We start from the raw sequence: 23,710 nt of genomic DNA on the forward strand, positions 1-23,710 counted from the left end.
GTTGCCGCAACCGCGGTGGTGTTGACGTATCTGCTTGCAAAGCCGGGCTGCTCGCCCCACCTGTGACCGGCAACTCGAACCGCAGGAGGCTCCTTTGCGAGGATTGATTGGGCGAAAACTTATCGGCGGCGCGCTGGCCGTGTGCGTTGTCCTTGGCGCTGGCGCTGCTGGCGCCGAGGAAGTCGGCAAGGTCGGCGTCGATTGGCTCGGCAACGACATCATCGTCGAGGCGATCAAGGATCCGAAGGTGGGGGGCGTGACCTGCCACGTCTCCTATTTCGACCGCGGCATCATCGATCGCCTGCACAAGGGAAACTGGTTCGAGGATCCGTCCGATTCCTCGATCTCCTGCCGCCAGACCGGCCCGATCACCATCGGCGACATCGACATGAGCGAGGCCGGCGAGGAAGTGTTCAAACAAGGCATCAGCCTGATCTGGAAGAAGCAGGTGGTGAACCGCATCTACGACAAGGCGAACGAGACTCTGATCTATCTCTCGCATTCGCGCCAGGTGCAGAACGGCTCGGCCAAAATGTCGCTTAGCACCGTGCCGCTCTACGGCCAGAACGTGGTATGGACCAAGGGCAAGCCGCAATAGGCGGGTCGAACTTCCTCGCGCAATTGGTCTGATGGGCAATTGCTCTCGACTTGCGGGAACAATTGCCCTGACGTAAAGCCGCCGGCATGGACCGTTCCGAAAATCTCGTCCCGAAAGACCCCGAGCCGCGCATCCATCCGACCGCGGAGCTCAAAGCGTGCAAGCTCGGCCGCTATGCCTCGATCGGTGAGCGGGTGGTGCTGCGCGAGGTCACGGTCGGCGACTTCTCCTATTTCGAACGCCACTCGGAAGCGATCTACACGACGATCGGCAAATTCTGCTCGATCGCCGCCAACAGCCGGATCAATGCGCTGGAGCATCCCATCGAGCGGCTCACACAGCACAAGCTCAGCTACCGGCCGAACGAGTATTTCCGCTGGCTGGGCATCGACGCCGCCTTCCGCGAGCGGCGGCAGGCGAAAGCCGTGACCATCGGCCATGATGTCTGGATCGGCCACGGCGCGGTGATCATGCCCGGGATTACCATCGGCGTTGGCGCCGTGGTCGGCGCCAACGCAGTGGTGACGCAGGACGTGCCGCCCTATGCAATCGTCGCCGGTGTGCCGGCGAAGGCGCTCCGGCCGCGCTTCGCTCCGGATATTGCGGCGCGGATCGAAGCTCTCGCCTGGTGGGATTGGCCGGTCGAAAAGCTCGCCAGAGCGGTTCCCGACATGCAGGCAATGCCGATCGAAGCCTTCCTCGACCACTGGCAAAGCGACGCAGCCTGAGCTCCCACAAACGCGACTGTAGCCGGGCGGCGCTTTCGGGAAGCCATGCTCCGGACTGAAACCCCTTCCGCCATGCGGGGGTGGCGCAGCGGAAGGGGCTGGAGGTAAACCGCTGTGAAGCGGAAGGAACAGGCTCTCTTGCCTGCAGGGTTACTGTGACATTCAACCCATAAGGTGTGTTTTCTGCCTTGTTCTCTTGATGCGTGTATTCAATTGTGGCTGACGTATTTGTTCGCGCTGGGAACCTGAACGGTCGCCGGTTGTTTCTCATCGCGTCGCAGCGTTGAGGGATTTCGAAAGATGGAAAAGCTTTTCACCAAGATCGCCAACCGGGTCGCCCATATAACCGGCCTGGCGCCGACATTCGCCGCCTGCTGCCTGATCGTCGTGATCTGGGCGGTGAGCGGTCCGTTGTTCGGCTTTTCGGACACTTGGCAACTCGTCATCAACACGGGCACGACCATCATCACCTTCCTGATGGTGTTCCTGATCCAGAACACCCAGAATCGCGACGGTGCGGCGATCCAGGCCAAGCTCGACGAACTGATCCGGGTCAGCGAGGGCCACAACCACTTCATCGGCATCGAGCACCTGACCGAATCCGAAGTCGAGGAAATCCGCGACAAATGCGAACGTGCGGCCAAGCGGCACGACGACCATATCGCCGCCATGGCGGCGAAGAAGGCCGCGGCCCCGAAGCGCGGGCCAAAGAAGAACGCGGCCTGACGATCAGCCCTTCATGAACGCGGCGAACGCATCCTTGTGGTCCGGATGCCAGCGCGACAAAGCAGGGCGGTTCTCGATGATGTCGCCGATCGCCCAGGCCATGCGCTTTTCATCCAGCGGCCGCGCCGTCTCATTGTCCGGGCACAGGATGTAGAAATCGCGCCTGGTCAGGGCTTCCAGCATGAAATCAACGACCTGTTCGCCGGTCCAGGCGCCGGCCGGTTTTTCCGTCGCGCCTTCGGTAAGGCCGGTGAAGGTGAAGCCGGGGATCAGCAGATGGGCCGAGACACGGGCATCGGGTTCGCTGCGCAGCGCATGCGCCAGACCTTCGGTGAAGGTCTTCACCCCGGCCTTGGAGACATTGTAGGCAAGGTTGCCTGGCGGCGTGGTGATGCCTTGCTTGGAGCCGGTGTTGATGATCAGGCCCGGCCTGGCCGAGGCCAGCATACGCGGCGTGAAGGCCTCGACGCCATGAACGACACCCCAGAAATTGATGTCCAGCAGCCGTTTCCAGGCATCGCGGTTTTCCCAGGGCTTTCCGGGGTTGTCGCCGACGCCGGCGTTGTTCATCAGCAGCGACACACCGCCGAAGGCGCCGAACGCCCGTTCTGCGAGACGGTCCACCTCATCCGCCTTCGAAACGTCGGCGGCGACGGCAAGCACGGCATCGTCGCCGGCAATCGCAGAGACGGCGCGCGCGGCATCGTCAAGGCGCGCACCGCCAATGTCGGCCAGCACGATCTTCATGCCCATCATCGCAAACCGCTTGGCGGCCGCAAGACCGATGCCGCTGGCGGCGCCGGTGATGACGGCGGCGTTGCCTCGGTCAAGCGCGGGCAGGGAGGTCTGGATTTCGGTGTCGGTGATCATGCGCGATGGCTTCCTTCTCTTGATGGCGCCGAACTTAGCGCTGGAACAGGCTTGCGCAAGCCTCTGCTCGCCTTGTCGGGTTGACCAGTCCGGTCGAGGCTGCGCATGTTGCCACGGCAAAAAGACTTTTTGCCGTGGCAAAACAGACTTTTGCCGGGACAAATGGAGATTTCCTGATTGACGGACTGGGTCGCAATCCTAAAAGAACAGACCGCCACCGGCGACCAGATGGGCCGTGAGGTGCCGCAGATGCTGGCCAATCCCGACATCAGCGAAGCGCAGGTGAAAACACTCTTTTCCGCCTTGGAGAAACAAGCCGAGTTCGTTGAGAAACTGCGCATGGCGTTGGAAAAATTCGGCCATGATTTCTCGATCATCAAGGCCGCTGAACGGCTGGAGGAACGCTATGCCGACCTTGCCGCATCGGTGGCGGAAAAGCTGAAAGCGATGCGCAAGTAGGGTAGTGTCTCAGCCTCGGCGCGCCGCTCTGGTGTCATGTTGGCGGCGCGCTTCTTGCCTTTAGGTCGGTCGGCATGAGTTACATTTCCGACCCGGCTGGGGCGATTGTGCCAGGAACAATATCAGTGTTCTGAGCCACCTTTATACGCCATCCCGAGGGCCCTTCTTGGGCAATCAGAAGCAATATGCCTTTCCTAAGCCCTGCCGGGGACCCGTCCGGGGCAGATGCTCCCGTTAGGGTCCAAGTGTAATGAACGGAAGCAAGGCCCGGAGCCAATTTCACAACCGACGAGACATCGCCTTCCAATCGGCTATCCCGAAACATGGTGTCATGAGTAGCTCGGTGCGCCGCTTCGATTTCGGATCGGTTCTTCCACCAAACACCTACGACGTTGACGAAATTAGCATCAGCGACGAACAGAGATGCAAACTCATCCATATCATGCCGGTTCCAAGCGTTCGCAAAAGCGGTAGCGAGATGCTCAGGCTTGCTGGTCGTCACGCCCATGACCCTACGTCTCCTACATACTTTCCGCTAAGCGTATAGGAGTCCGGATGCGTCAACGGCAAGGTCAAATTTCAAACTGAGACACTACCGCAAATAGCGGCTACTTTTCGATCACCCGAGCGAAACGCGTATCCGGCACGAGCCATACGGTTGCGACCAGCACATAGATCGCGACGCCAATCCATTGGCTGACGAAGGTGAGCGGTATGGCTGCGAGGTAGAAGGCGAGCGAGATCTTTCCCTTGCGGTCATTGCCGAGGGCCTTGGCAAAGGCGGTGTCATTGCCGTGCAGGCGATGCAGCGCGGCGGCCAGTATGGTGTAGGCGATGGCGCATAGCGCGAGGTCGGCGCCATAGACGGCGACCGGCACCGGCGCAAAATGGTTCTCGCCCATGAAGGCCGTCGTCACCGGCATCAGCGACAGCCAGAACAGCAGATTGAGGTTCGCCCACAGCACGCGTCCGTCGACCCGTTGCACGGTGTGGAACATGTTGTGCAGGTTGTTCCAGTAGATGCCGACATTGATGAAGGACAGCACGTAACAGAAGAAGATCGGCCACAACGGCACCAAGGCGGAGAAATCCTCGCCATGCGGCACTTTCAGCTCAAGCACCATGATGGTGATGATGATGGCCACGACGCCGTCGGTAAATGCCTCGACCCTGCCTTTGCCCATGGATCCCCCCCGATTTTCGGGCAAAATCTACGCGATGGCGGGACGTGCCGCTACCCGCCATGTGGCTGGGCGAACGAGAGGTGGCCGCGCGCCGGATCGTTCAGCCCGTTGGGTGTCTCGGGCGTCATGTTCGCGCGTCCGCGCGGTACGCCAAGCCCGGTGTCCGGCGGCTCGCCGGCGGCCGGCCTGTCCTCGATCATGTGCATGCTGCGCCAGCGGCCGAAGCGGTAGTAGGCGGCGGCCAGTATCAGGGAACTGATCGAACCGGCCGGAAAACTCCACCACAGCGCTTCTTCGCCGATCACGCCGCGCATGAAATAGGCAAAGCCGGTGCGTACGACCAGCACCGAGATCACCAGGATGATCAGCGGCGGCATCACGGCACCCGTGGCGCGCACCGTGGCAAACAGCACGATGGTGATGCCAAACAGAATGAACGACCACGACGCGATAGTGTTGATGTGGACGGCGATGTCGATCGCAGCACTGTCGCTGCTCAGGAACAGGCTCAGCACCGGGCGGTCGAAAACGGACAGCACGGCAACCAGTGCGCCGGTCAGGACCAGGTTGAAGCCGACGCCGGAGGCGGCGATGCGGCCGATCCTGTCCCAGCGCCCGGCGCCGACATTCTGCGCCGCCATCGAGGAGACCGCGGCACCGATGGCGAGCGCCGGCATCTGGATGTAGGTCCACAGCTGCGCGGCGATACCGTAGGCGGCGGCGACCTGCGAGCCGTAGGAGTTGACGATGCCCATCACTGTCAATGCAGCCACGGAGATGACGATCATCTGCAGGCCCATCGGCACGCCTTTGAAGACGACGATGCGCAGCAAGGTGGGGTCGGGACGCAGCAGGGCGAGGTTGGCGCCGGCAAGCCTCAGCGGATGCTTGCGCACATAAAGCACGATGAGGATGGCGATCACGCTCACCGTCTGGCCGATCAGCGTGGACGTGGCGGAGCCCGCGATACCGAGCTCGGGAAACGGGCCAATGCCACGGATTAGCAATGGGTTGAGCACGATGTCGAGGACGACGGCCAGCGCCATGAAAAAGAACGGCGTGCGCGAATCGCCGGCACCGCGCAGCACGGTCATGACGAAGGATAAGAGGTTCATCATCGGCACAGCGACGAAGATGATGCGCAGATAGGAGCGCGCCAGCGGCAAGGCGTCGGCCGGTGTGCCGAGCGCGCCCAGGATTGCATCGACCCAGATCCAGCCGCAGACCGCGAACACCATCGAGACCAGGAAGAAGAAGGTGGCGCTGGTGCCGACGATGCGGCGCGCTTCGGGCAGGTCGCGGGCGCCGACCGACTGCGCCACCAGGATGGTGGCCGCCATGCCGATGCCGAACACCGTGCCGAGGATCAGGAACAGGACCAGGTTGGCGTTAGAGGTGGCGGTCAGTGCCGATTCGCCGAGGAAACGGCCGACCCAGACGGCGTTGATCGACCCGTTGAGCGACTGCAGCACGTTGGAGCCGAGCACCGGCAGGGCGAACAGCAAAAGCGTGCGCGGGATCGGGCCACTGGTCAGGTCGCCGGCGCGCCGGCGCGTGGGCATTTTTTCATCCATGGCTGGCAGCTCGGCGAAGGTTTGTTTCAAGTCCGGTCCGCGATGATTGCCGATTCAACGGAACAGTTCATGCCTTGATCTAATCATGTTCTCAAAGCTTCCGGAATGGGATATTGATCCTCGGTGCGTGGGGCCGCATTCCTACAGATCTTGGATAGACCGGGGGGTTCATGTCCGATATTCCGCTGTTTTCTGAGCGCCTGAGCCGGCGCGCGTTCCTCGGTGCATCCGCCTTGGGCGCGGCTTCCGTGGCTCTTTCGGCGTGCTCCACGACGGACGTGGCGCCGCCGCCGGTGGCGGCACCGCCAAGCGATCCGGCTTTCGGTGATACCGCAAGCATGTATGCGGCGCGCGTCGATGAGGGCTATCAATTGCCGGCAATCCCGGTCGCTGAGCTCGATCCGAAGTTCGTGCGCCAGATCGTGTCCGATCCGACCGGAGAAAAACCCGGTACGATCGTCGTCGATGTCTCCGAGCACTTCCTCTATCTGGTGCGCGACGGCGGCAAGGCGATCCGTTATGGCGTCAGCCTCGGCAAGGCCGGTTTCGGATGGACCGGCAGCGCCGTGGTTCAGGCGAGGAAGAAGTGGCCGGTCTGGACGCCGCCGCCGGAAATGATCCAGCGCCGGCCGGAACTGGCAAAATACAAGGACGGCATGCCGCCCGGCCCGCAGAGCCCGCTCGGCGCTCGCGCGCTGTATCTGTTCCGCGACGGCAAAGACACGATGTACCGGCTGCACGGCACGCCGGAATGGGATTCCATTGGCAAGAACGCTTCGTCCGGCTGTGTGCGCTTCATGAACCAGGACATCATCGACCTCTACAGCCGGGTCAACGGCGTCGCGCCGGTCTTCGTGCGCCCCAACCTGTCGGCCGCCGGCAAGATCAGCGCGGTGTCGAACAGGACAGCCGAACCGATCGATGCGGGTGTGCCAAGGGACGCGGAGATGTTGAAGTAAGTGCCTTCACGATCTGCCCAGGCGGACGCGTCAAACGCGCCCGCCTGGGCAGGGGGCGTTACTTCTTGGCGAGGCCGGGAAGCGTGACCTGATAGACCAGGAACATGGTGTCGACATCGGCGCCGTCTTCTGCCTTGTAGGGCGCGCCGACCTGGAAGCCGTCCTGGGCAAGGAAGTCGTTGTCGTTGGCGACAAACAGGAAGTAGTCGTCGGGCAGCTTCGGATCGAGAACGCTGACCACCGACATCGCCTCCCACTTCTCCGACAGGTTGTTCTTGTCGTTCGGCGCGCCATCGTGCAGGCCGAAGCGGCTGAGTTCGCCCTTGTCGTTGATATCGATGAACGGCCTCAGCTTGGCCGGCGTCACCGACGGGTCGAGCACGCCCTTGGGCGCCAGCGGCTTGTCGGCGGCATCGAAGGCGCCGCCGGCGATGTCGGTCGCGGCCGAGACGTCGACGACGAAGATCTGGCGCACCAGAGAGGTGTCGCCCTTCAGCCCCTGGCCGTTGCCGCTGTCGCGCGCCAGCATCAGGAAGGCCTTGTCGGAGAGCGCTACGATCTCGCTCTGCGCGGCGATCTTGGTCTTGCCCTTGGCATCCTTGAACACCGGCAGCGGCACGACATACTCATGCGCCAGCTTGAGATGGCCGAGGTCGGAGGCGTCATAGACCAGAGCCCTGGTGTTCTGGCGGGTCGAGCCGGAATCGCCGCCATCCTGCCTTGTTGCCGACTGCAACACGGCAATCAGGAACTTGCCATCCGGCGTCATCGTCATGCCTTCGAGGCCCTGGTTGTTCTGGCGGCCGGTATCGGGATCCTTCGGATCGGGTTCGGCGGCACCCGGGCCCGGATTGTCCGAGGCGAAGTTCGGCGCGCCGTGGCGCATCGGCACGAGCGCAGCCGGTGGCTGGGTGGCCGACAACAGATGTCCGTCGGCGGAGAACCGGTAGATGTTCGGGCCATATTCGTCGGAGATGAACATCGAGCCGTCTGGCAGCCGCACGATGGCTTCGTTGTCGAGCGCTAGCTTGCCGTTGGCTTCGGGCAGGGTCGGCATGTCGCCGCTTGCCGCGCGCACGCCGTTGAGCGGATCGAGGCCGGTGGCGTCAGCGCCCTTGTCGTCGGTGAGAAGCGTGGTGTCGGCGAGCGTCGCCTTGACGCCCGTCTGCTCTTGGCCGGCAGCGGGTGCCGCACCCGGTGCGACCGGGGCGAACTCGATGCCGATCGTGTTGAGGCGCGGACGATAGTCGGTGGTGCCGACGACATTGTAGCCGCGGTCCGGCAGCAGCCAGAGCGAACCTTTGTAGCCGGCGGCGTCATGCGTCCAGCCGGATGTGTCGATCGACATGCCGGAGCCCGAGCCGAACGTCTCGCCGAACTTGTCGCGCTGAGCGGCCGGGATGCGGCCGACCCCGACCAGCCCCTTGTTGACGAGGCCGCCGACGGTCGCGGTGCTGTCTGCGAGCGCCGGCGTCAAGGCGGTGAACAAGGCCAGCGCGACGCCGAGCGTCGCGGTTCGGTACAGGTGTTTCATGGACAATCCTCTTTGTGACAAAGCGTGCCGGAGCGGCCGCAGGACGAAAAGCTGAAAGAGGTGCGACATCGATGATGCCGCGCGCGCCTCTCCGAAACGCGGTCTACGGCGCGAACATGATGCTTGCGTGACAGTGCGCGATGCATGCCCGCCGACTTCTCCACGCGACGACAAAAACGGGCGCTTGCCGGAGAGAATTGAACACTCCGTCAGTCTCGGGCGCGGATATGGTCCGGCCTTCGGACTAGCCGTGGAGGGGAAGCCTTGAAGTCGCACTACCGCGCAGTCGTCATCGGGGGTGGCGTGGTCGGGGCCTCGGTCCTCTACCATCTGACGCGATTTGGCTGGAGCGATGTGGCGCTGATCGAGCGTGCCGAACTGACGGCCGGTTCGACCTGGCACGCGGCGGCAGCTTCCATGCGCTCAACGCCGACCCCAATGTGGTGGCGCTGCAGGACTACACCATCAATCTCTACCGGGAGATTGAAGCCGAATCCGGCCAGGACATCGGCCTGCACATGACCGGCGGCGGCAGCGCGGCCAACATCTCCGATGCGCAGGCCGCACGCGAGACGCAGTTCGCGCTGTGGGGTTCGGTGCTGGCCGGGGCGACGATGTGCATCCATGCCGCCGGCTGGCTGGAGGGCGGCCTCAGTGTCTCCTTCGAGAAACTGATCACCGATATCGAGGCGTTGCAGACGGTGGCTGAACTCTGCGCCGCGCCCCCCGGCGACACCGATACGATTGGTTTCGAAGCGATTGCCGAGGTGCAGCCGGGTGGCCATTTCTTTTCGGCCGGCCACAGCATGGCGCGCTATCGCACGGCTTTCTATGAACCGCTGGTGGCCGACTGGTCGAATTTCGGCAACTGGACGCAAAGCAGGTCGACGACGGCGAGCGAGCGCGCCGCCGGCGTCTGGAGGCGCACACTTGCCGATTTCGTGCCGCCGGCTTCGGCCGTCGCCACATCAGGCGTGCTGGATGAGTTCATAACGCGGCGCACGCAAGAGGGTGGAGCCGCGCCGGTGTCGTGAGCGTTGGCGGAATTGCAGCAATGGCGGGGAACCGGCGTCGCTCCCGGGCATTCATGGGAATGGCCAACGGAGGACGACATGGGATTCGACCAGTATCACGAACCGCCTGAAGAGCTGACGCAGAAGGTACGGACCTTTGCCCGCATGATCACCTCGCTGATCGAGGAGGCGGAAGCCATCGGCTGGTACGAACAGCGCATCTCGGTGGAGAAGGATCCTCAGGCGCGCGCCATCATGAAGAACGCGCAAGGCGAGGAGTTCAAGCATTTCGGCATGGACCTCGAATTCCTGTTGCGCCAAAAGAAGGACTGGCGGGCGGAACTGAAGGAAATCCTGTTCACCACGGGCGACATCGTCAAGGCCGGCGAACGGGGCGAGAAGAAGGTGGACTAAGGTGTGTCGGCATTCGGGTAATGCCGACCTGCAAACGAAGGTTTTCTGCACTTCCGGTGCTCACGTCCGAAAAGTACGCTCCGCTCCGGTTCTCGAAAACCATCTTGTTTGGTCGCTTCGCGCCCGTCTTCGACTCCGGCTCGGCCTGACTCTCGACACACCTTGAGGCCTGGCCGGGCAAATTTCACGGTCGATCCGGCACCTTCAATCGCTGTCGCGCGCGACCAGTTCCAGCGGCCAGACTTCGCGGATGATCCGCGGACCTTCCGGGCCGGCGAAGGCCGGGATCGAGGCCAGCAGCATTTCGGCGAGCCGCTGTCCCATCGGCTCCAGCGCCGGGCGGAAGGCGGTCAGCGCCGGCGAGAAATAGCGGCAGAGCGGTGTGTCGACGATGACGGTCACCGCCATGTCATGACCCGGCCTGATCCCCATCTCGGCCAGCGCCTTGCAGCCGCCAAGCGCCATCGCATCATTGTTGAAGATGATGGCGGTCGGAGGGTCCTTGGATCGCATGACCTGCGGCGTCACCTCGTAGCCGCCGGCCTCGTTGATGAAGCCGGACGCGATCAGCTCGGGGTCGACCTCGATGCCGTGTCGCCGCAAGGCCTTGCGGTAGCCGGCCAGGAACAGATAGCCGAAGTTGAGATCGAGCGACGGGCGGACGGCGGCGATGCGGCGGTGGCCGCGCGCCACAAGGCGGTCGACCGCGTCGGCTCCGGCCTTCTCGAAATCGAGGTCGAGGGAAGGGTAGGATTCTGCCCCGGAGCGGCTGCGGCCGAGCGTGGCAAACGGAAAGCCGGCCTGGGTGAGATAGTCGATGCGCTCGTCCTCGCGCCGCGTCCAGGCCAGCAGCACCGCATCGGCGCGGCGCGTCTCGACGACACGGCGCAGGCGCTCCTGCTGGTAGTCGCCTGGCGCGCCCATCACCACGATCAGGTCGAGCCCGCTTTCGGCGAGCCTGGCCTGCAGCCCGATCAGGAACGGAATGAAGAATGGTTCGCCATATTGCTGGTCGCCCGGATGCGGCTGCAGCATGAAGGCGATCGAATGGGTGGCGCCCTGCCGCAGACTGCGGCCGGACTGGTTCGGCGAATAGTTGAGCGTCCTGGCCGCTTCGAGCACGCGCTTGCGCGTGTCGGCATTGACGTCGGCGCGACCGTTCAGCGCCCGCGACACGGTGCCGATGGAAATGTTCAGGTGACGGGCAAGGTCGTGAATGCTGGACGCCAAGTGACTGTTCTCCCCTTGCTTGGCTAGCACCGGCAGCCGCTCAGGCCAAGGCGACAAGACGATTTTCGCGATCGACCAATTGACATTCTACGCCTTCGGGTGTGTTCTCGTAAACGTTTACGGAAAAACGTTTACGGTCCTGCCGTGGATGCCGTGACGATCGGTCTGGAGGGACCGAGCGGAGGAGGAGCGCTGGATGATCAATGCCGTCCTGGTCGGCTGCGGAGCGATGAGCAAGGCCTGGCTCGATGCCGTCAGGCAAATCGACGGGCTCGCCATTGTCGGCCTTGTCGACCTCGACGCCGACAGGGCGCGGGCGAGGGCGCAAGAATACGACCTCACCAATGTCGTCATCGGCAGCAGTCTCGACGCCGTGCTCGATCAGACCAAACCGCAAGCGGTGTTCGATGTGGTGGTTCCCGCCGCCCGGCGCGACGTCGCTTTTTCGGCTTTTGCCCACAATTGCCATCTGCTGACGGAAAAACCGCTCGCCGACAGTCCGGAGAATGCGCGCGCCATCGTCGAGGCTGCCCGCCAGGCCGGACGCATCCATGCCGTCGTCCAGAACCGTCGCTATGTCGCCAATGTCAGGCGCATCAGAAGGTTTCTGGACTCTGGCGCCATTGGTGCCGCGACCAGCATCCATGCCGACTTCTTCATCGCGCCGCATTTCGGCGGTTTTCGCGATGAGATGGCCCATGTCCTGCTGCTCGATATGGCGATCCACACATTCGACGCCGCCCGCTACATGGTCGCCGGCGAGCCGTCCGGCGTCTATTGCCAGGAATGGGAGCCGGCCAATTCCTGGTACCGGCAGGGATCGTCGGCCAGCGCCGTCTTCGATCTCGGTGGCGGCAAGGTCTTCACCTATGCCGGTTCCTGGTGCGCCGACGGCTTCCGCACCAGTTGGGAAGGCAGTTGGCGCATCGTCGCTGAGCGCGGTAGCCTCATTTGGGACGGCAACGATGCGTTGAAGGCTGAGGTGCTGGCGCCGGGCCGCGATGGCCTGATCGACAAGACCCAGCCGATCGAAGTGCCGCCGCTCGATCCGGCCGACCGCATCGGTGGCCATCTCGGCATCATCAGGGATTTCATGCACGCCATCGAGACCGGCAGAGAGCCGGAAACGCGCGGTGCCGACAACATCAAAAGCCTGGCCATGGTTTTTGGCGCCATAGAGAGCGCCGAAACCGGCCGCCGGGTGCCGATTGCAGAGGAAGCACAATGACGCCAAACCCGCTTCTCGACATCCGGATCGGCACCATGGTGCGGGCCAACCTCGACGATCCGGCCGCCTACATCAAACAGATCCTGCCGCTCGGCTTCGAGAGCATCCAGCCCTTCTTCTGGCAGACACTGGGCGGCAAGGACCTGCCGCAGCTCGCCGGCCAGATCCGCGAGGCGATCGGCGATGCCGACGTCATCGTGTCCTCGCTCGGCGTGTTCGGCAATCCGCTGGAAGACGGCGAGGTCGATCGCGGGGTGCTCGCAACCTGGGAAACGGTCATCGACCACGCGCATCTGTTCGGCGCCTCGACGGTCAGCGGCTTCACCGGGCGCCTGCGCGGCAAGAAGCTGACCGACAGCCTGCCGCGTTTCAAGGAAGTCTGGGGGCCGTTGGCCAGGCGTGCCGCCGACAAGGGCGTGCGCATCGCCTTCGAGAACTGCGCGATGGACGGCAACTGGGCCAGCGGCGACTGGAACATCGCCCACAATCCCGACGCCTGGGAACTGATGTTCAACGAAGTGCCCGACGACAATCTCGGCCTCGAATGGGAGCCCTGCCACCAGCTCGTCTATTTGATCGATCCGATGCCGCAGATTCGCAAATGGGCGCCGCGCATCTTCCACGTCCACGGCAAGGACGCGACGGTGCGCTGGGATGTTATCCGCGAGCATGGCGTGTTCGGCAGGCTGCCCTTCGTGCAGATGCGCACGCCGGGTTTCGGCGACAGCGACTGGACGCGGGTGATCAGCGAATTACGGCTGGCCGGGTACAAGGGCGCCATCGACATCGAGGGCTGGCACGACCCGGTCTATCGCGGAGATTTGGAGATCACAGGGCAGGTGCGGGCGCTGGAGTATCTGAAGCAATGCCGGGGAGGCGCCAGCTACCTGCCTAATCCGGTGTGAGAGCACAGGCCGGCGGGAGGAGCCGGCCGCAAGTGGTACTGCCGAAGCAATCGTCAGAAAGCCCCTCGGCTGACGAGGGAAACAATGGGAGGAACGTGCATGAGCATCGCGATCAGAAAGACACTTCCGCGCTCGACCGTCGTGGCCGCCGCCACGGCGCTTGCCGCCGCAATCTCCACCTTGCCCGCGCAGGCGCTCGACGCCCAATGGTGCAAGGATGTTCATATCCGCTTTTTCGTCGGCGGCGCCGAGGGCGACGCTTTCGGCACCATCGTCTACAATGGCGCCAAGCAGGCGGCGACCGATCTCGGGCCGAAGGTCGACTACATCTTCTCGGGCTGGGACATCGAAAAGATGGTGCAGCAATTGCGTGAGGCGGTCGCGGTCAAGCCCGGCGGCATCGCCATGATGGGCCATCCGGGCGATGCGGCGATCATGCCGCTCGCCGAACAGGCGCACAAGGACGGCATCAAGATGATGTACCAGAACGTGCCGGTGCCGACGGTAACGGCGGCGTTCGGCGGTGGTTATGTCGGTGCCCAGCAGGAGCAGCAGGGTCGCGCGCTCGGCGCCGAGGCGTACAAGCTCGGCAAGCTGAAGTCCGGCGACAAGGCGATCATGATTGGCCCGTTCGAGAATGAGAGCCGGGGCGCACGCGAGCGTGGGACAGTCGCCGCACTGAAAGAGGCCGGCGTCGATGTTGTTCAAATCAACTCCGCAACCGAATGGGCAGCTGATCCGAATCTCGCGATTCCGGTGATCACCGCGGCACTGCTCAACAATCCCGACGTCAAGGCGGTCGGCTACCCCGGTGGCCAGATGCTCGGCAATGTGCCGACCTACATGCAGGCCGCGGGGCGGAAGCCCGGCGACATCTTCAATTTCGGCTTCGACACCAGCCCGCAGATCGTCGAGGCCTTCAAGGGCGGCTGGGTGCAACTGACGGCCGACCAGCAGCCGTTCCTGCAGGGTTATCTGCCGATCCTCAGCCTGTGCCAGCAGGTGGTGCTGGGGTTGGCGCCGATGAATGTCGACACCGGCGCCGGTTTCGTCACGCCGGAGAACTACCAGATCGTCGCCGAGCTTGCCAAGCAGGCGCTGCGCTGACCTCCCAAGCCGTCGGCCGGGATCAGGCCCCGGCCGGCGGGACCGCTGGCGACAAACAAGCGAGGATCCGATGGCCGAACGCCTTATCGAACTGCGCGACATCAGCAAATCGTATGGCCAGGTTTATGCACTGGGCGGCGTCAATCTCAGCGTCGACCGCGGCGAGGTCGTCGGCCTGATCGGCGACAATGGCGCCGGCAAGTCGACCCTGATCAAGATCCTGTCGGGCGTGGTCAAGCCGACCAGCGGCGAGATCCTCGTGCGCGGCAAGGCGGTGACCGGGTGGAGCGCGGCGCGCTCGCGCGAGGCCGGCATCGAGACGGTGTTCCAGGACCGGGCGCTGGCCGTGCAGCAGACGATCGTGCGCAACATCTTCATGGGCCGCGAGCTCACCGGCTTTCTCGGCTGGATCAAGGTCAACAAGGAGATCGAGGAGGCGAGCCGGCTGATGCGCGAGATCGGCTTCACCTCGAAGGTATTCACGCCACAGTCGATCGTGGGCCAGCTGTCCGGCGGCGAACGCCAGGGTGTGGCGATCGCCCGCGCCATCTACAAGCAGGCGGAGCTGATCGTCCTCGACGAGCCGACGACGGCGCTGTCGCTGACCGAAACCGCCAAGGTCTTCCATTTCGTGCGCCAGGTGCGGGCAAGCGGCCGCTCGATCCTGTTCATAGGCCACAACATCCACCATGTCTTCGACATCGCCGACCGCTTCGTGGTGCTGGATCGCGGCAAGGTCGCACTGACGACCGACCGCAGCAAGGTCAACTCGGCCGAGGACCTCATCAACTTCATGGAAGACGTCGCACACCCGGGCGGGTTGGCCGGGCTGCACGACGCCGGCGACGCGGAGCAGAGAGCACGATGAGCAAGACCATGGCGCCCGATCTGCACGAGCCGTCCGCCGGCATTCCTCGCCCCAGCCCCCAGACGGAGTGGAAGCACCCATCCGATCACTGGATGCGCGGCTTCATCCTCGACAACCGCGCGTCGCTCGGCACGCTCGGCGTGTTCATCGTCATGATGGCAGTGTTCATGATCGCCAACCCGACCGTCTTCACCACCTGGTATCTCTACCGCTCGGTGCTGACGACGTTGCCGGTGGCGCTGTTCGTGGTGGTGCCGCTGGTCTTCGTTGTCACCTGCGGCGAGATCGACCTGTCGTTTCCGGCAACGATGGGTTTTGCCTCATGGGTCTTCGCGCTGTTCGTGCAGGCCGGCTACGATCCATTCCTCGGCATCGTCGCGGCGCTGATCACCGGCATGCTGCTCGGCTTCCTGGTCGGCTCGCTGGTGGTCTATGGCGGGCTGTCGTCGCTGATCGCGACGCTGGGCATGAATTTCCTGCTGCGCGGCCTGATCCAGATCATCAACGAGGGCAAGTCGATGGCGCTGACCGGCCTCAGCGACAGCTGGGCCTACAAGATCTTCTCCAGTCAGGTGTGGGGCATCCCGGTGCAGATTTTCTGGGCCATCGCCTTCGTCGTGCTGTCGGCAATGCTCTACAACCGCCACCGCTTCGGCGCGCAGGTCAGGGTGGTCGGCGACAACCCCGACAGCGCCCAGCAGATGGGCATCGACGTCAAGCGCGTGCGGGTGAAAGTGTTCGTCTTCGTCGGCATCGGTGCGGCGATCGCCGGCACCTTCTCGGTGATGATCAACTTCACCTGGTGGCCGACCGCCGGCGACGGCTATCTCCTGCCGGTGCTGGCCTCGGTGTTCGTTGGCGGCACGCCGACCTGGGGCGGCATCGGCACCGTGGTCGGCGGCGCCATCGGCGCCGTCACCGTGTCGTTCATCCAGACCGGTGTCGTCGCGGCGGGATTGAGCGGCTTCTACGTCCAGTTCTTCAACGGGCTGATCATCATCCTGTCGCTGCTCGGCCATAAGTGGAACCAGGCGCGGTATAGGTAAGGGGCTGTTCTGTCGGCGGACCGCATGCCTTGACGATTGGCGCAGACGCTCATCGTTTCGTCATCCTCGGGTCTCCGCGACGTCGCTTCGCTCCTGCTCCGCCCGTGGATGACGAAGGTAGGGGGGCTTCCGCCAGAGAATGGTCGCTTGTAGGACAATGGGGCAAGCGGACGCTCACACCGCCGCGACGAACCCGTCCAGCACGCGCTTCTGGCCGGCCTTGTCGAAGTCGATGGTCAGCTTGTTGCCTTCGATGGCCGAGATGTTGCCGTTGCCGAATTTCTGGTGGAAGACGCGGTCGCCGACGTTGAAGGCGGACGGCTTGTCGGCGACGGATTTGGCGACCAGTTCGCCGTCGATGGTGCGGCCCTTGACCGAGGTGCGGCCGGCGCCGTAGCCGCTGTCCGTCTCGCCATAGCCGATGCGCTCGACCTGATGGCCGGAGCGCGAGCCCCAGTTGCGGTCGGTGGCCTCGGTGCGGTTGGCCTGCGCGCGCTGCCAGCCCGGTGTGGCATAGGTGTTGGAGAAGGCGCCGGATTTTTCGGTGTCGGCGCCGACAGTGTCGAAGCGCGAGGCGCCATAGGGGTTCTGCCGTCCTGCACCCTGGCCGCCGCGACCGGAGGCAAAAGAACCGCCGCCATAGGAATTGCCGTAGCCGCCATAGGAGTTGCCGCTTTCGGCGACCTCGACATGGGCTTCCGGCAGTTCGTCGAGGAAGCGCGACGGGATGGTCGACTGCCACAGACCGTGGATGCGGCGGTTGGAGACGAACCACAGATGCAGGTTCTTCTTGGCGCGGGTCAGGCCGACATAAGCGAGCCGCCGCTCTTCCTCCAGCCCGGAGCGGCCGCCTTCATCGAGCGCGCGCTGATGCGGGAACAGGCCTTCTTCCCAGCCGGGCAGGAAGACGGTCTCGAACTCGAGGCCCTTGGCCGAATGCAGCGTCATGATGCTGACGGCGTCCAGCCCGGCGTTCTGCTCGGCGTCCATGACGAGTGCTACATGCTCGAGGAAGGAGCGCAGCGATTCGTACTCTTCCATGGAGCGGATCAGCTCCTTCAGGTTCTCCAGCCGGCCGGGCGCTTCGACCGAGCGGTCGTTCTTCCACATGTCGGTGTAGCCGCTCTCTTCGAGAATGGTCTCGGCGAGTTCGGTGTGCGGCGTGGTTTCCAGCGCCTTCTGCCAGCGCTCGAAATTGGCTGACACCTCGCGCAGAGCCGCGCGCGGCTTCGGCTTCAGTTCGTCGCTTTCAGCCAGCTTGGCGGCGGCTTCCAGCATCGGGATGCGCAGTGCACGGGCCGTGTCGTGGATCTGGCGGATGGTGGCTTCGCCAAGGCCGCGCTTCGGCACATTGACGATGCGTTCGAAGGCGAGGTCGTCGGCGCCTTGCGCGACGACGCGGAAAAAGGCCAGTGCATCGCGGATTTCCATGCGTTCGTAAAAACGCGGGCCGCCGATGACGCGATAGTTGAGGCCGAGCGTGACGAAGCGGTCCTCGAATTCGCGCATCTGGAAGGAGGCGCGGACCAGGATCGCCATGTCGTTGAGATTGTGCTTTTGCCGCTGGTAGGTCTCGATGGTCTCGCCGACGGCGCGGGCTTCCTCCTCGGAATCCCAGGCGGCGTGGACATGCACCTTGCCGTCCTCCGGCTCGTCGCGGTCGGTGAACAGCGTCTTGCCGAAACGGCCCTCATTGTGGGCGATGAGGTGGGAGGCGGCGCCCAGTATGTGCGCGGTCGAGCGGTAGTTGCGCTCCAGCCGGATGATGGTGGCGCCCGGAAAATCCTTGTCGAAGCGCAGGATGTTGTCGATCTCGGCGCCGCGCCAGCCATAGATGGACTGATCGTCGTCGCCGACGCAGCAAATATTCACGCTCACGGGCTGTTCCGCGCCTGCCGGCGCGGGCCCTCCGCGGGGGCCTCGCAACGGCTCGGACGGACGGTCGTCCTTGCGGCCTTCGGCCGATTGGAGATTAGTCGCCGAAGGCTTGCGTCCCGCATCAGGCCGCTGCGCCAGCAGCCGCAGCCACATATATTGCGCTGTGTTGGTGTCCTGATACTCGTCGACGAGGATGTATTTGAAGCGCTTGTGGTATTCCTTCAGCACGTCCGGATTGGCGCGGAAGATGCGGATCGGGTGGCACAGAAGGTCGCCGAAGTCGCAGGCATTCAGCGTCTTCAGCCGCTCCTGATAGGCCTTGTAGAGTTCACGGCCCTTGCCGTTGGCGAAGGCGCGCGCGTCGCCCTCGGCGATATCGGCCGGACCTTGCCCCTTGTTCTTCCAGCCGTCGATCATCTGGGCGAACTGCTTGGCCGGCCAGCGCTTGTCGTCGAGCCCTTCGGCCTGGATCAGCTGCTTGATCAGCCGCACGACGTCGTCGGTGTCGAGGATGGTGAAGTCGGATCTCAAGCCGGCAAGCTCGGCATGGCGGCGCAGCAGCTTGACGCCGATCGAGTGGAAGGTGCCGAGCCATGGCATGCCCTCGACATTGCCTTCGCCGATCAGAACGCCGATGCGGATCTTCATCTCGCGCGCGGCCTTGTTGGTGAAGGTCACCGCCAGGATCTGCGACGGGAAGGCCTTGCCGGTGGCGAGGATGTGGGCGATGCGGGTGGTCAAGACGCGGGTCTTGCCGGTGCCGGCGCCGGCCAGCACCAGAACCGGACCTTCGGTGGTTTCCACCGCCAGCCGCTGTTCCGGGTTCAGCCCCTTCAGATAGTCGGGTGCGTTGTTGTGACCGCTGCGGGCGGCCATGGCGCGTGCGGCAATGCCCGACGGGGCCGTGGGCCGCGCATTGGGTTCGTCGAAAAAAGGCATGTCTTCGGAAAAGCCGGACATTGCCCCGAATGTAGTGATTCGGGAGCGAAAGACCAGAAGTGTCTACGTTTTGTTCCGGTAAAGTGCCTGATATCGCCGTTCAGGCCTTGCGGTAGCCGAGGGCGACGAAAAATCGATGGCCGAACGAGCGCGCCTCCTCCGTCATCAAGGCGCCGAGACTGCTGGAAAACCCTGATCCAGGCAAGATGGATTGCCACCGTGGCGTGTGGCCAACTTGACAGGCGCGGCAGGCAGGAGAAAGTTGCGTTCAGGGCAGGAAGGTAACGCCGGGTTGCCCATGGCCGCGCCGCGAGAGCGCGCAACAGTCGAAGGAGTATCATCTTGGCTGTCACCATCACCTCCCTCATTCTCTTGCTCATCGGTCTTGCGCTCGGCGGCGGTGGTATCCGTCTCGCGATGCTGGGCGGCAGCTGGTATTACATCATCACCGGCCTCGCCTTCCTGATCGCCGCCTGGCTACTCTACCGGCGCAGATCCACCGCGCTGTGGCTCTACGCGGCGATCGTGGTCGGCACGCTGGCCTGGGCGGTCTGGGAAACCGGCTTCGACTGGTGGGAACTTGGGCCCCGCGGCGGCATCATCGTGCTGGTGGCGTTGTGGCTGCTGACGCCATGGGCGAGGCGGGGTCTTGCCGGCCCTGACGCGCGAGCGCCGCTCATCCTTTCCGTGCTGGCATCGCTTGCCGTCGCCGGTTATTCGATGACAGGAGATCCGAAGGACATTGCCGGCGAACTCTCCACCGACAAGGTGATCGCCAACGCCAACCTCGGCAATGATGTGCCGGCCGGCGAGTGGCACTATTACGGACGCACGCAATTCGGCCAGCGCTATTCGCCGCTCGACCAGATCACGCCGGACAATGTCGCCAAGCTACAGCCGGCCTGGACCTACCGCACCGGCGACGTGAAGGGACCGGACGACGTCGTGGAGACCACCTATCAGGTGACGCCGCTGAAGATCGGTGACATGCTCTACATCTGTACGCCGCACAATTTCGCCATCGCCATCGACGCCGCGAGCGGCAAGGAGAAATGGCGCTACGATCCCAAGATCAAGCTCGACAAGGACCGCCAGCACCAGACCTGCCGCGGCGTGTCCTATTATGCCGATACCGCAATCGCCGCCGGGCAGCCCTGTGCTGCGCGCGTCTACCTGCCGACCTCGGACGCGCGGCTGATCGCGCTCGATGCCGCCAACGGGCAGGTCTGTCCGACTTTCGCCGAGGGCGGCACGCTGAACCTTCTGACCAACATGCCCTATCCGAAGTCGGGCTATTATTACTCGACCTCGGCACCGCTGATCTCGGGCGGCAAGATCATCGTCGGCGGTGCGGTCAACGACAATTATTCGACGCAGGAGCCGTCGGGCGTCATCCGCGCTTACGATGTCGGCACCGGCAAGCTGCTATGGAACTGGGATTCCGGGAATCCGGAACAGACGACGCCGCTGGCAGCCGGCCAGACCTATACCGCCAACTCGCCCAACATGTGGTCGACGCCGAGCGCCGACGAGAAGCTCGGCCTGCTCTACGTGCCGCTCGGCAACCAGACGCCGGATCAGCTCGGCGCCGGGCGCAGCGACAATGTCGAGAAGTTCTCGTCGTCGATCACCGCGCTCGATCTCAACACCGGGCAGGTGCGCTGGGTGCGGCAGACCGTACATCACGACCTCTGGGACATGGACGTGCCGGCGCAGCCGAGCCTGATCGACATCACCAAACCCGACGGCACGATCGTCCCGGCGCTGGTCGGGCCGACCAAGCAGGGCGACCTCTATGTGCTCGACCGCCGCACCGGAGAGCCGGTCATCGCGGTCAACGAGGTGGCGGCGCCCGGCGGCGCGATCGAGGGCGATCACACATCGCCGACGCAGCCGGTCTCCGATCTCACCTTCATGCCGAAACCGCTCACCGGCGCCGACATGTGGGGCCTCACCATGTTCGACCAGTTGGCTTGCCGGATCGAATTCCAGGGCCTGCGTTATGAGGGTCGCTATACACCCCCTTCCGTCCAGGGCTCGCTGATCTATCCCGGCAATTTCGGCACCTTCAACTGGGGTGGTGTCGCTGTCGACCCGGTCCGGCAGGTGCTGTTCGGCATGCCGACCTATCTGGCCTTCAAGTCACAGCTCATTCCGCGCGACCAGGTGCCGCCCCCGGACGAGGGTCGCGGCAGCGAGCAGGGACTGAACCGCAACGAGGGCGCGCCCTATGCAGTGGTGATGGGACCGTTTCTCTCGCCGCTCGGCATTCCTTGCCAGGCGCCGCCCTGGGGCTATGTCGCCGGCGTCGATCTCAGGACCGGCAAGATCGCCTACAAGCACCGCAACGGCACCGTCTACGACATGACGCCGCTGCCGCTGCCGCTGAAGGTCGGGGTGCCGGGCATTGGCGGGCCGATGATCACCGCTGGCGGCGTTGCCTTCCTGGGTGCGGCGGTCGACGACTATCTGCGTGCCTATGAGCTGACATCCGGCAAGCAGCTGTGGCAGGCGCGGCTGCCGGCCGGTGGTCAGTCGACGCCGATGACCTATACGGTGGCCGATGGCCGCCAGTTCGTGGTCATTGTCGCCGGTGGTCACGGCTCGGTCGGGACCAAGCCGGGAGATTATGTGATGGCCTACGCGCTGCCGAAGTAGGGGCTAGCCGAGCCCCAGATGGCTCTTCAGGCTGGGCACCGAGCCGAGCACCTGGTTGGTCAGCTGGGGTCCGGCGGCGGCTTCGGCCTGCTGGACCAGCGTCTCGCCGGCCTTCTGGATCTGTGCCATATCGAGGCCGGATGCCTTGAGCGCGGCGAGGCCGTTGATCAGCGCACCGGCCTTCTCGCCGAGAACACCGCCAAGCGCGCCCTGAAGCGACGACAGGAAACCGCCACCGCCGGCCGGGGCGGCGGCCATGACGTCATATTGGTGGGCGAGATCATCCGCGCCGGGAATCTTGGCGAAGAAAGCCGAGGCGCTGGTGCCTTCCGCCTCGTGTTCGAGCACCGAGAAAATGGTCCCCACGACTTTTTCCGTCGTCGCCTGGTCGAGGCCCGCTTTTTGCGAGACGGTGTTGACGATGTCCTGGACGTTCATGGTCTCACCTCAACCCTGGGTTTTCGTGTTTGCCGGATGGCGCTGATTGCTGCGCACCTTGACCATCGATTGCCTGGCGGAAGCAGCCGACCGGAGTGCCAGCAGGGCAGCAGTGGCGAGCGCGAAAGCCGTTGCGAAGATCGGGGTGGAGAAGGTCATGGGTGTTGTTCCTTCTTGGTCAGAATGAGCGCGACTGCAGGGCAGGGACGAGACCGTCACCGGCAGCTTTCCCTTATATTGTGGCAGCAGCATCAAGATTGTCGAAAATGACCAAAATGTGATTAAGGCGGGTGCTTCCGCGTCACGGCTTTCGCGCCGAAACCAGGAGATAGGCCTTGGGGATCGCGCCCCTCGTGGCCTGCCTGGCGAGCACCGTCACCCAAGCGTGACTGGACCATGCAAGTCTCGACCCTATCTTGCGCCGCAACGAGACTTTCCGAAGCCGAGGAGCACATCCATGACGAAACCGGACGCCAACACCAAGCCTGCCATTACCCAGGCGATGATCGATGCCTATGACGAATACACGCATCTGACGCTCGATCGCCGCCGGTTCATGGAGCAGTTGTCCCGGCTTGCCGGATCAGGTGCGGCGGCGGCCGCGATCGCGCCGCTGCTGGCGGCAAATTCCGCGCAAGCGGCAATCGTCGCCGAAAACGATCCGCGGGTGAAGGGCGAGGACATCAGCTACCCCGGCAGCGGTGGCGAGATGAAGGGCTACCTGGTCAAGCCGGCGGACCAGACGGGCAAGCTCGGCACGGTTATCGTCGTGCATGAGAACAGGGGTCTCAACCCGCATATACGCGATGTGGCGCGGCGCGTGGCGCTGGAAGGGTTCGTGGTGCTGGCGCCGGATTTTCTGTCGCCGCTCGGCGGCACGCCTGACGATGAAGACAAGGCGCGCGACATGTTCGCCAAGCTCGATTCGACGCAGACCGCCGCCGATGCCGTGGCAACGGTCGCTTTCCTCAAGAGCAACAAGGATGGCAATGGCAAGGTCGGCGCCGTCGGCTTCTGCTGGGGTGGCGGCACGGTCAACACGCTGGCCGTCGACGCGCCCGATCTCAGTGCTGCCGTTGCCTATTACGGCATGCAGCCGAAGGCCGCCGATGTTTCGAAGATCAAGGCGGCCTTGCTGCTGCACTATGGCGGATTGGACGAGCGCATCAATGCCGGCATCGACGCCTTCAAGAAGGAACTCGACGCGGCGCATGTCGAATACACGGTCTATGTCTATGAAGGCGCCAATCACGCCTTCAACAACGATACGTCGGCAGCGCGCTACGACAAGAAGGCGGCCGACCTGGCCTGGGGGCGCACGATCGCCTTCTTCAAGGAGAAGTTGAAGTAGCCG

22 protein-coding genes and 1 pseudogene are annotated in these 23,710 nt (G+C 63.9%); 14 read left to right on the forward strand and 9 right to left on the reverse strand.

Going from position 1 to position 23,710, the window contains the following annotated elements:
• Positions 1–94 precede the first annotated feature (94 nt).
• The 3 genes from ASD99_RS04735 to ASD99_RS04745 all read left to right on the forward strand — a co-directional run bounded on the left by ASD99_RS04735 (position 95) and on the right by ASD99_RS04745 (position 2,052).
• Entirely contained in the window at positions 95–598 is a 504-nt protein-coding gene (locus tag ASD99_RS04735) for a CreA family protein (protein WP_056582940.1), read from the forward strand.
• A gap of 86 nt (positions 599–684) precedes the next feature.
• A complete protein-coding gene (locus ASD99_RS04740) occupies positions 685–1,326 on the forward strand; it encodes a DapH/DapD/GlmU-related protein (RefSeq protein WP_057142894.1) in 642 nt (213 codons plus the stop codon).
• Positions 1,327–1,626: 300 nt separating this feature from the next.
• Entirely contained in the window at positions 1,627–2,052 is a 426-nt protein-coding gene (locus ASD99_RS04745; protein ID WP_056582944.1) for a low affinity iron permease family protein, read from the forward strand.
• Positions 2,053–2,055: 3 nt separating this feature from the next.
• On the opposite strand, the gene ASD99_RS04750 is transcribed toward ASD99_RS04745, so the two are convergent.
• Complete coding sequence (locus tag ASD99_RS04750) at positions 2,056–2,922, reverse strand: SDR family NAD(P)-dependent oxidoreductase (protein ID WP_057142895.1); 867 nt, start codon at positions 2,920–2,922, stop codon at positions 2,056–2,058.
• A 177-nt stretch (positions 2,923–3,099) separates the two neighbouring features.
• On the opposite strand from ASD99_RS04750, the gene ASD99_RS04755 reads away from it, so the two are divergent.
• Complete coding sequence (locus tag ASD99_RS04755; RefSeq protein ID WP_023668298.1) at positions 3,100–3,381, forward strand: hypothetical protein; 282 nt, start codon at positions 3,100–3,102, stop codon at positions 3,379–3,381.
• Between the two features lie 79 nt (positions 3,382–3,460).
• On the opposite strand, the gene ASD99_RS04760 is transcribed toward ASD99_RS04755, so the two are convergent.
• The 3 genes from ASD99_RS04760 to ASD99_RS04770 all read right to left on the reverse strand — a co-directional run bounded on the left by ASD99_RS04760 (position 3,461) and on the right by ASD99_RS04770 (position 6,139).
• Positions 3,461–3,889: an SgcJ/EcaC family oxidoreductase gene (locus ASD99_RS04760; protein WP_057142896.1), complete on the reverse strand. Its 429-nt coding sequence runs from the start codon at positions 3,887–3,889 to the stop codon at positions 3,461–3,463.
• 100 nt (positions 3,890–3,989) lie between these two features.
• Positions 3,990–4,565 (reverse strand): TMEM175 family protein, encoded by a 576-nt coding sequence (locus ASD99_RS04765; protein ID WP_056582950.1) that lies wholly within the window; start codon positions 4,563–4,565, stop codon positions 3,990–3,992.
• A 50-nt stretch (positions 4,566–4,615) separates the two neighbouring features.
• The gene (locus ASD99_RS04770; RefSeq protein ID WP_057142986.1) at positions 4,616–6,139 is read right to left on the reverse strand and encodes an MATE family efflux transporter; all 1,524 of its coding nucleotides are present in this window, start codon (positions 6,137–6,139) and stop codon (positions 4,616–4,618) included.
• A gap of 170 nt (positions 6,140–6,309) precedes the next feature.
• On the opposite strand from ASD99_RS04770, the gene ASD99_RS04775 reads away from it, so the two are divergent.
• On the forward strand, positions 6,310–7,098 hold the full coding sequence (locus ASD99_RS04775; protein ID WP_057142897.1) for a L,D-transpeptidase: 789 nt from the start codon (positions 6,310–6,312) through the stop codon (positions 7,096–7,098).
• Between the two features lie 58 nt (positions 7,099–7,156).
• Here the strand turns inward: ASD99_RS04775 and ASD99_RS04780 are convergent, their stop codons facing one another.
• Positions 7,157–8,632, reverse strand: coding sequence for an esterase-like activity of phytase family protein (locus tag ASD99_RS04780; protein WP_057142898.1), 1,476 nt, complete (start codon positions 8,630–8,632; stop codon positions 7,157–7,159).
• Between the two features lie 264 nt (positions 8,633–8,896).
• Between ASD99_RS04780 and ASD99_RS04785 the strand changes: the two are divergent.
• Positions 8,897–9,666, forward strand: a pseudogene (locus tag ASD99_RS04785) (trimethylamine methyltransferase family protein).
• Between the two features lie 78 nt (positions 9,667–9,744).
• The gene (locus ASD99_RS04790; RefSeq protein WP_056582954.1) at positions 9,745–10,059 is read left to right on the forward strand and encodes a hypothetical protein; all 315 of its coding nucleotides are present in this window, start codon (positions 9,745–9,747) and stop codon (positions 10,057–10,059) included.
• A gap of 204 nt (positions 10,060–10,263) precedes the next feature.
• On the opposite strand, the gene ASD99_RS04795 is transcribed toward ASD99_RS04790, so the two are convergent.
• Complete coding sequence (locus ASD99_RS04795) at positions 10,264–11,289, reverse strand: LacI family DNA-binding transcriptional regulator (protein ID WP_056582956.1); 1,026 nt, start codon at positions 11,287–11,289, stop codon at positions 10,264–10,266.
• A gap of 196 nt (positions 11,290–11,485) precedes the next feature.
• Here ASD99_RS04795 and ASD99_RS04800 point away from each other — a divergent pair, with 196 nt between their 5' ends.
• The 5 genes from ASD99_RS04800 to ASD99_RS04820 all read left to right on the forward strand — a co-directional run bounded on the left by ASD99_RS04800 (position 11,486) and on the right by ASD99_RS04820 (position 16,443).
• Positions 11,486–12,517 carry a Gfo/Idh/MocA family protein gene (locus ASD99_RS04800; RefSeq protein ID WP_056582958.1) on the forward strand — a complete coding sequence of 344 codons (1,032 nt, stop codon included), beginning with the start codon at positions 11,486–11,488 and terminating at the stop codon, positions 12,515–12,517.
• Complete coding sequence (locus ASD99_RS04805) at positions 12,514–13,422, forward strand: sugar phosphate isomerase/epimerase family protein (RefSeq protein WP_057142900.1); 909 nt, start codon at positions 12,514–12,516, stop codon at positions 13,420–13,422. Before ASD99_RS04800 ends, ASD99_RS04805 begins: the two co-directional genes overlap by 4 nt.
• A gap of 99 nt (positions 13,423–13,521) precedes the next feature.
• Positions 13,522–14,529, forward strand: coding sequence for a substrate-binding domain-containing protein (locus tag ASD99_RS04810; RefSeq protein WP_056582961.1), 1,008 nt, complete (start codon positions 13,522–13,524; stop codon positions 14,527–14,529).
• 70 nt (positions 14,530–14,599) lie between these two features.
• A complete protein-coding gene (locus ASD99_RS04815; protein WP_056582964.1) occupies positions 14,600–15,397 on the forward strand; it encodes an ATP-binding cassette domain-containing protein in 798 nt (265 codons plus the stop codon).
• Positions 15,394–16,443: an ABC transporter permease gene (locus ASD99_RS04820; RefSeq protein ID WP_057142901.1), complete on the forward strand. Its 1,050-nt coding sequence runs from the start codon at positions 15,394–15,396 to the stop codon at positions 16,441–16,443. The genes ASD99_RS04815 and ASD99_RS04820 overlap by 4 nt, the downstream gene beginning before the upstream one ends.
• 174 nt (positions 16,444–16,617) lie before the next feature.
• On the opposite strand, the gene ASD99_RS04825 is transcribed toward ASD99_RS04820, so the two are convergent.
• Positions 16,618–19,281, reverse strand: coding sequence for an ATP-dependent helicase (locus tag ASD99_RS04825; protein WP_057142902.1), 2,664 nt, complete (start codon positions 19,279–19,281; stop codon positions 16,618–16,620).
• 321 nt (positions 19,282–19,602) lie between these two features.
• Here ASD99_RS04825 and ASD99_RS04830 point away from each other — a divergent pair, with 321 nt between their 5' ends.
• Positions 19,603–21,918: a glucose/quinate/shikimate family membrane-bound PQQ-dependent dehydrogenase gene (locus ASD99_RS04830; RefSeq protein WP_057142903.1), complete on the forward strand. Its 2,316-nt coding sequence runs from the start codon at positions 19,603–19,605 to the stop codon at positions 21,916–21,918.
• Between the two features lie 3 nt (positions 21,919–21,921).
• On the opposite strand, the gene ASD99_RS04835 is transcribed toward ASD99_RS04830, so the two are convergent.
• Positions 21,922–22,356: a hypothetical protein gene (locus ASD99_RS04835; RefSeq protein WP_056582972.1), complete on the reverse strand. Its 435-nt coding sequence runs from the start codon at positions 22,354–22,356 to the stop codon at positions 21,922–21,924.
• Positions 22,357–22,365: 9 nt separating this feature from the next.
• Complete coding sequence (locus ASD99_RS34040; RefSeq protein WP_082525274.1) at positions 22,366–22,515, reverse strand: hypothetical protein; 150 nt, start codon at positions 22,513–22,515, stop codon at positions 22,366–22,368.
• 298 nt (positions 22,516–22,813) lie between these two features.
• On the opposite strand from ASD99_RS34040, the gene ASD99_RS04840 reads away from it, so the two are divergent.
• On the forward strand, positions 22,814–23,707 hold the full coding sequence (locus tag ASD99_RS04840) for a dienelactone hydrolase family protein (RefSeq protein ID WP_057142904.1): 894 nt from the start codon (positions 22,814–22,816) through the stop codon (positions 23,705–23,707).
• Positions 23,708–23,710 lie beyond the last annotated feature (3 nt).

The organism is Mesorhizobium sp. Root695 (assembly GCF_001428185.1).
Lineage (GTDB): Bacteria > Pseudomonadota > Alphaproteobacteria > Rhizobiales > Rhizobiaceae > Mesorhizobium.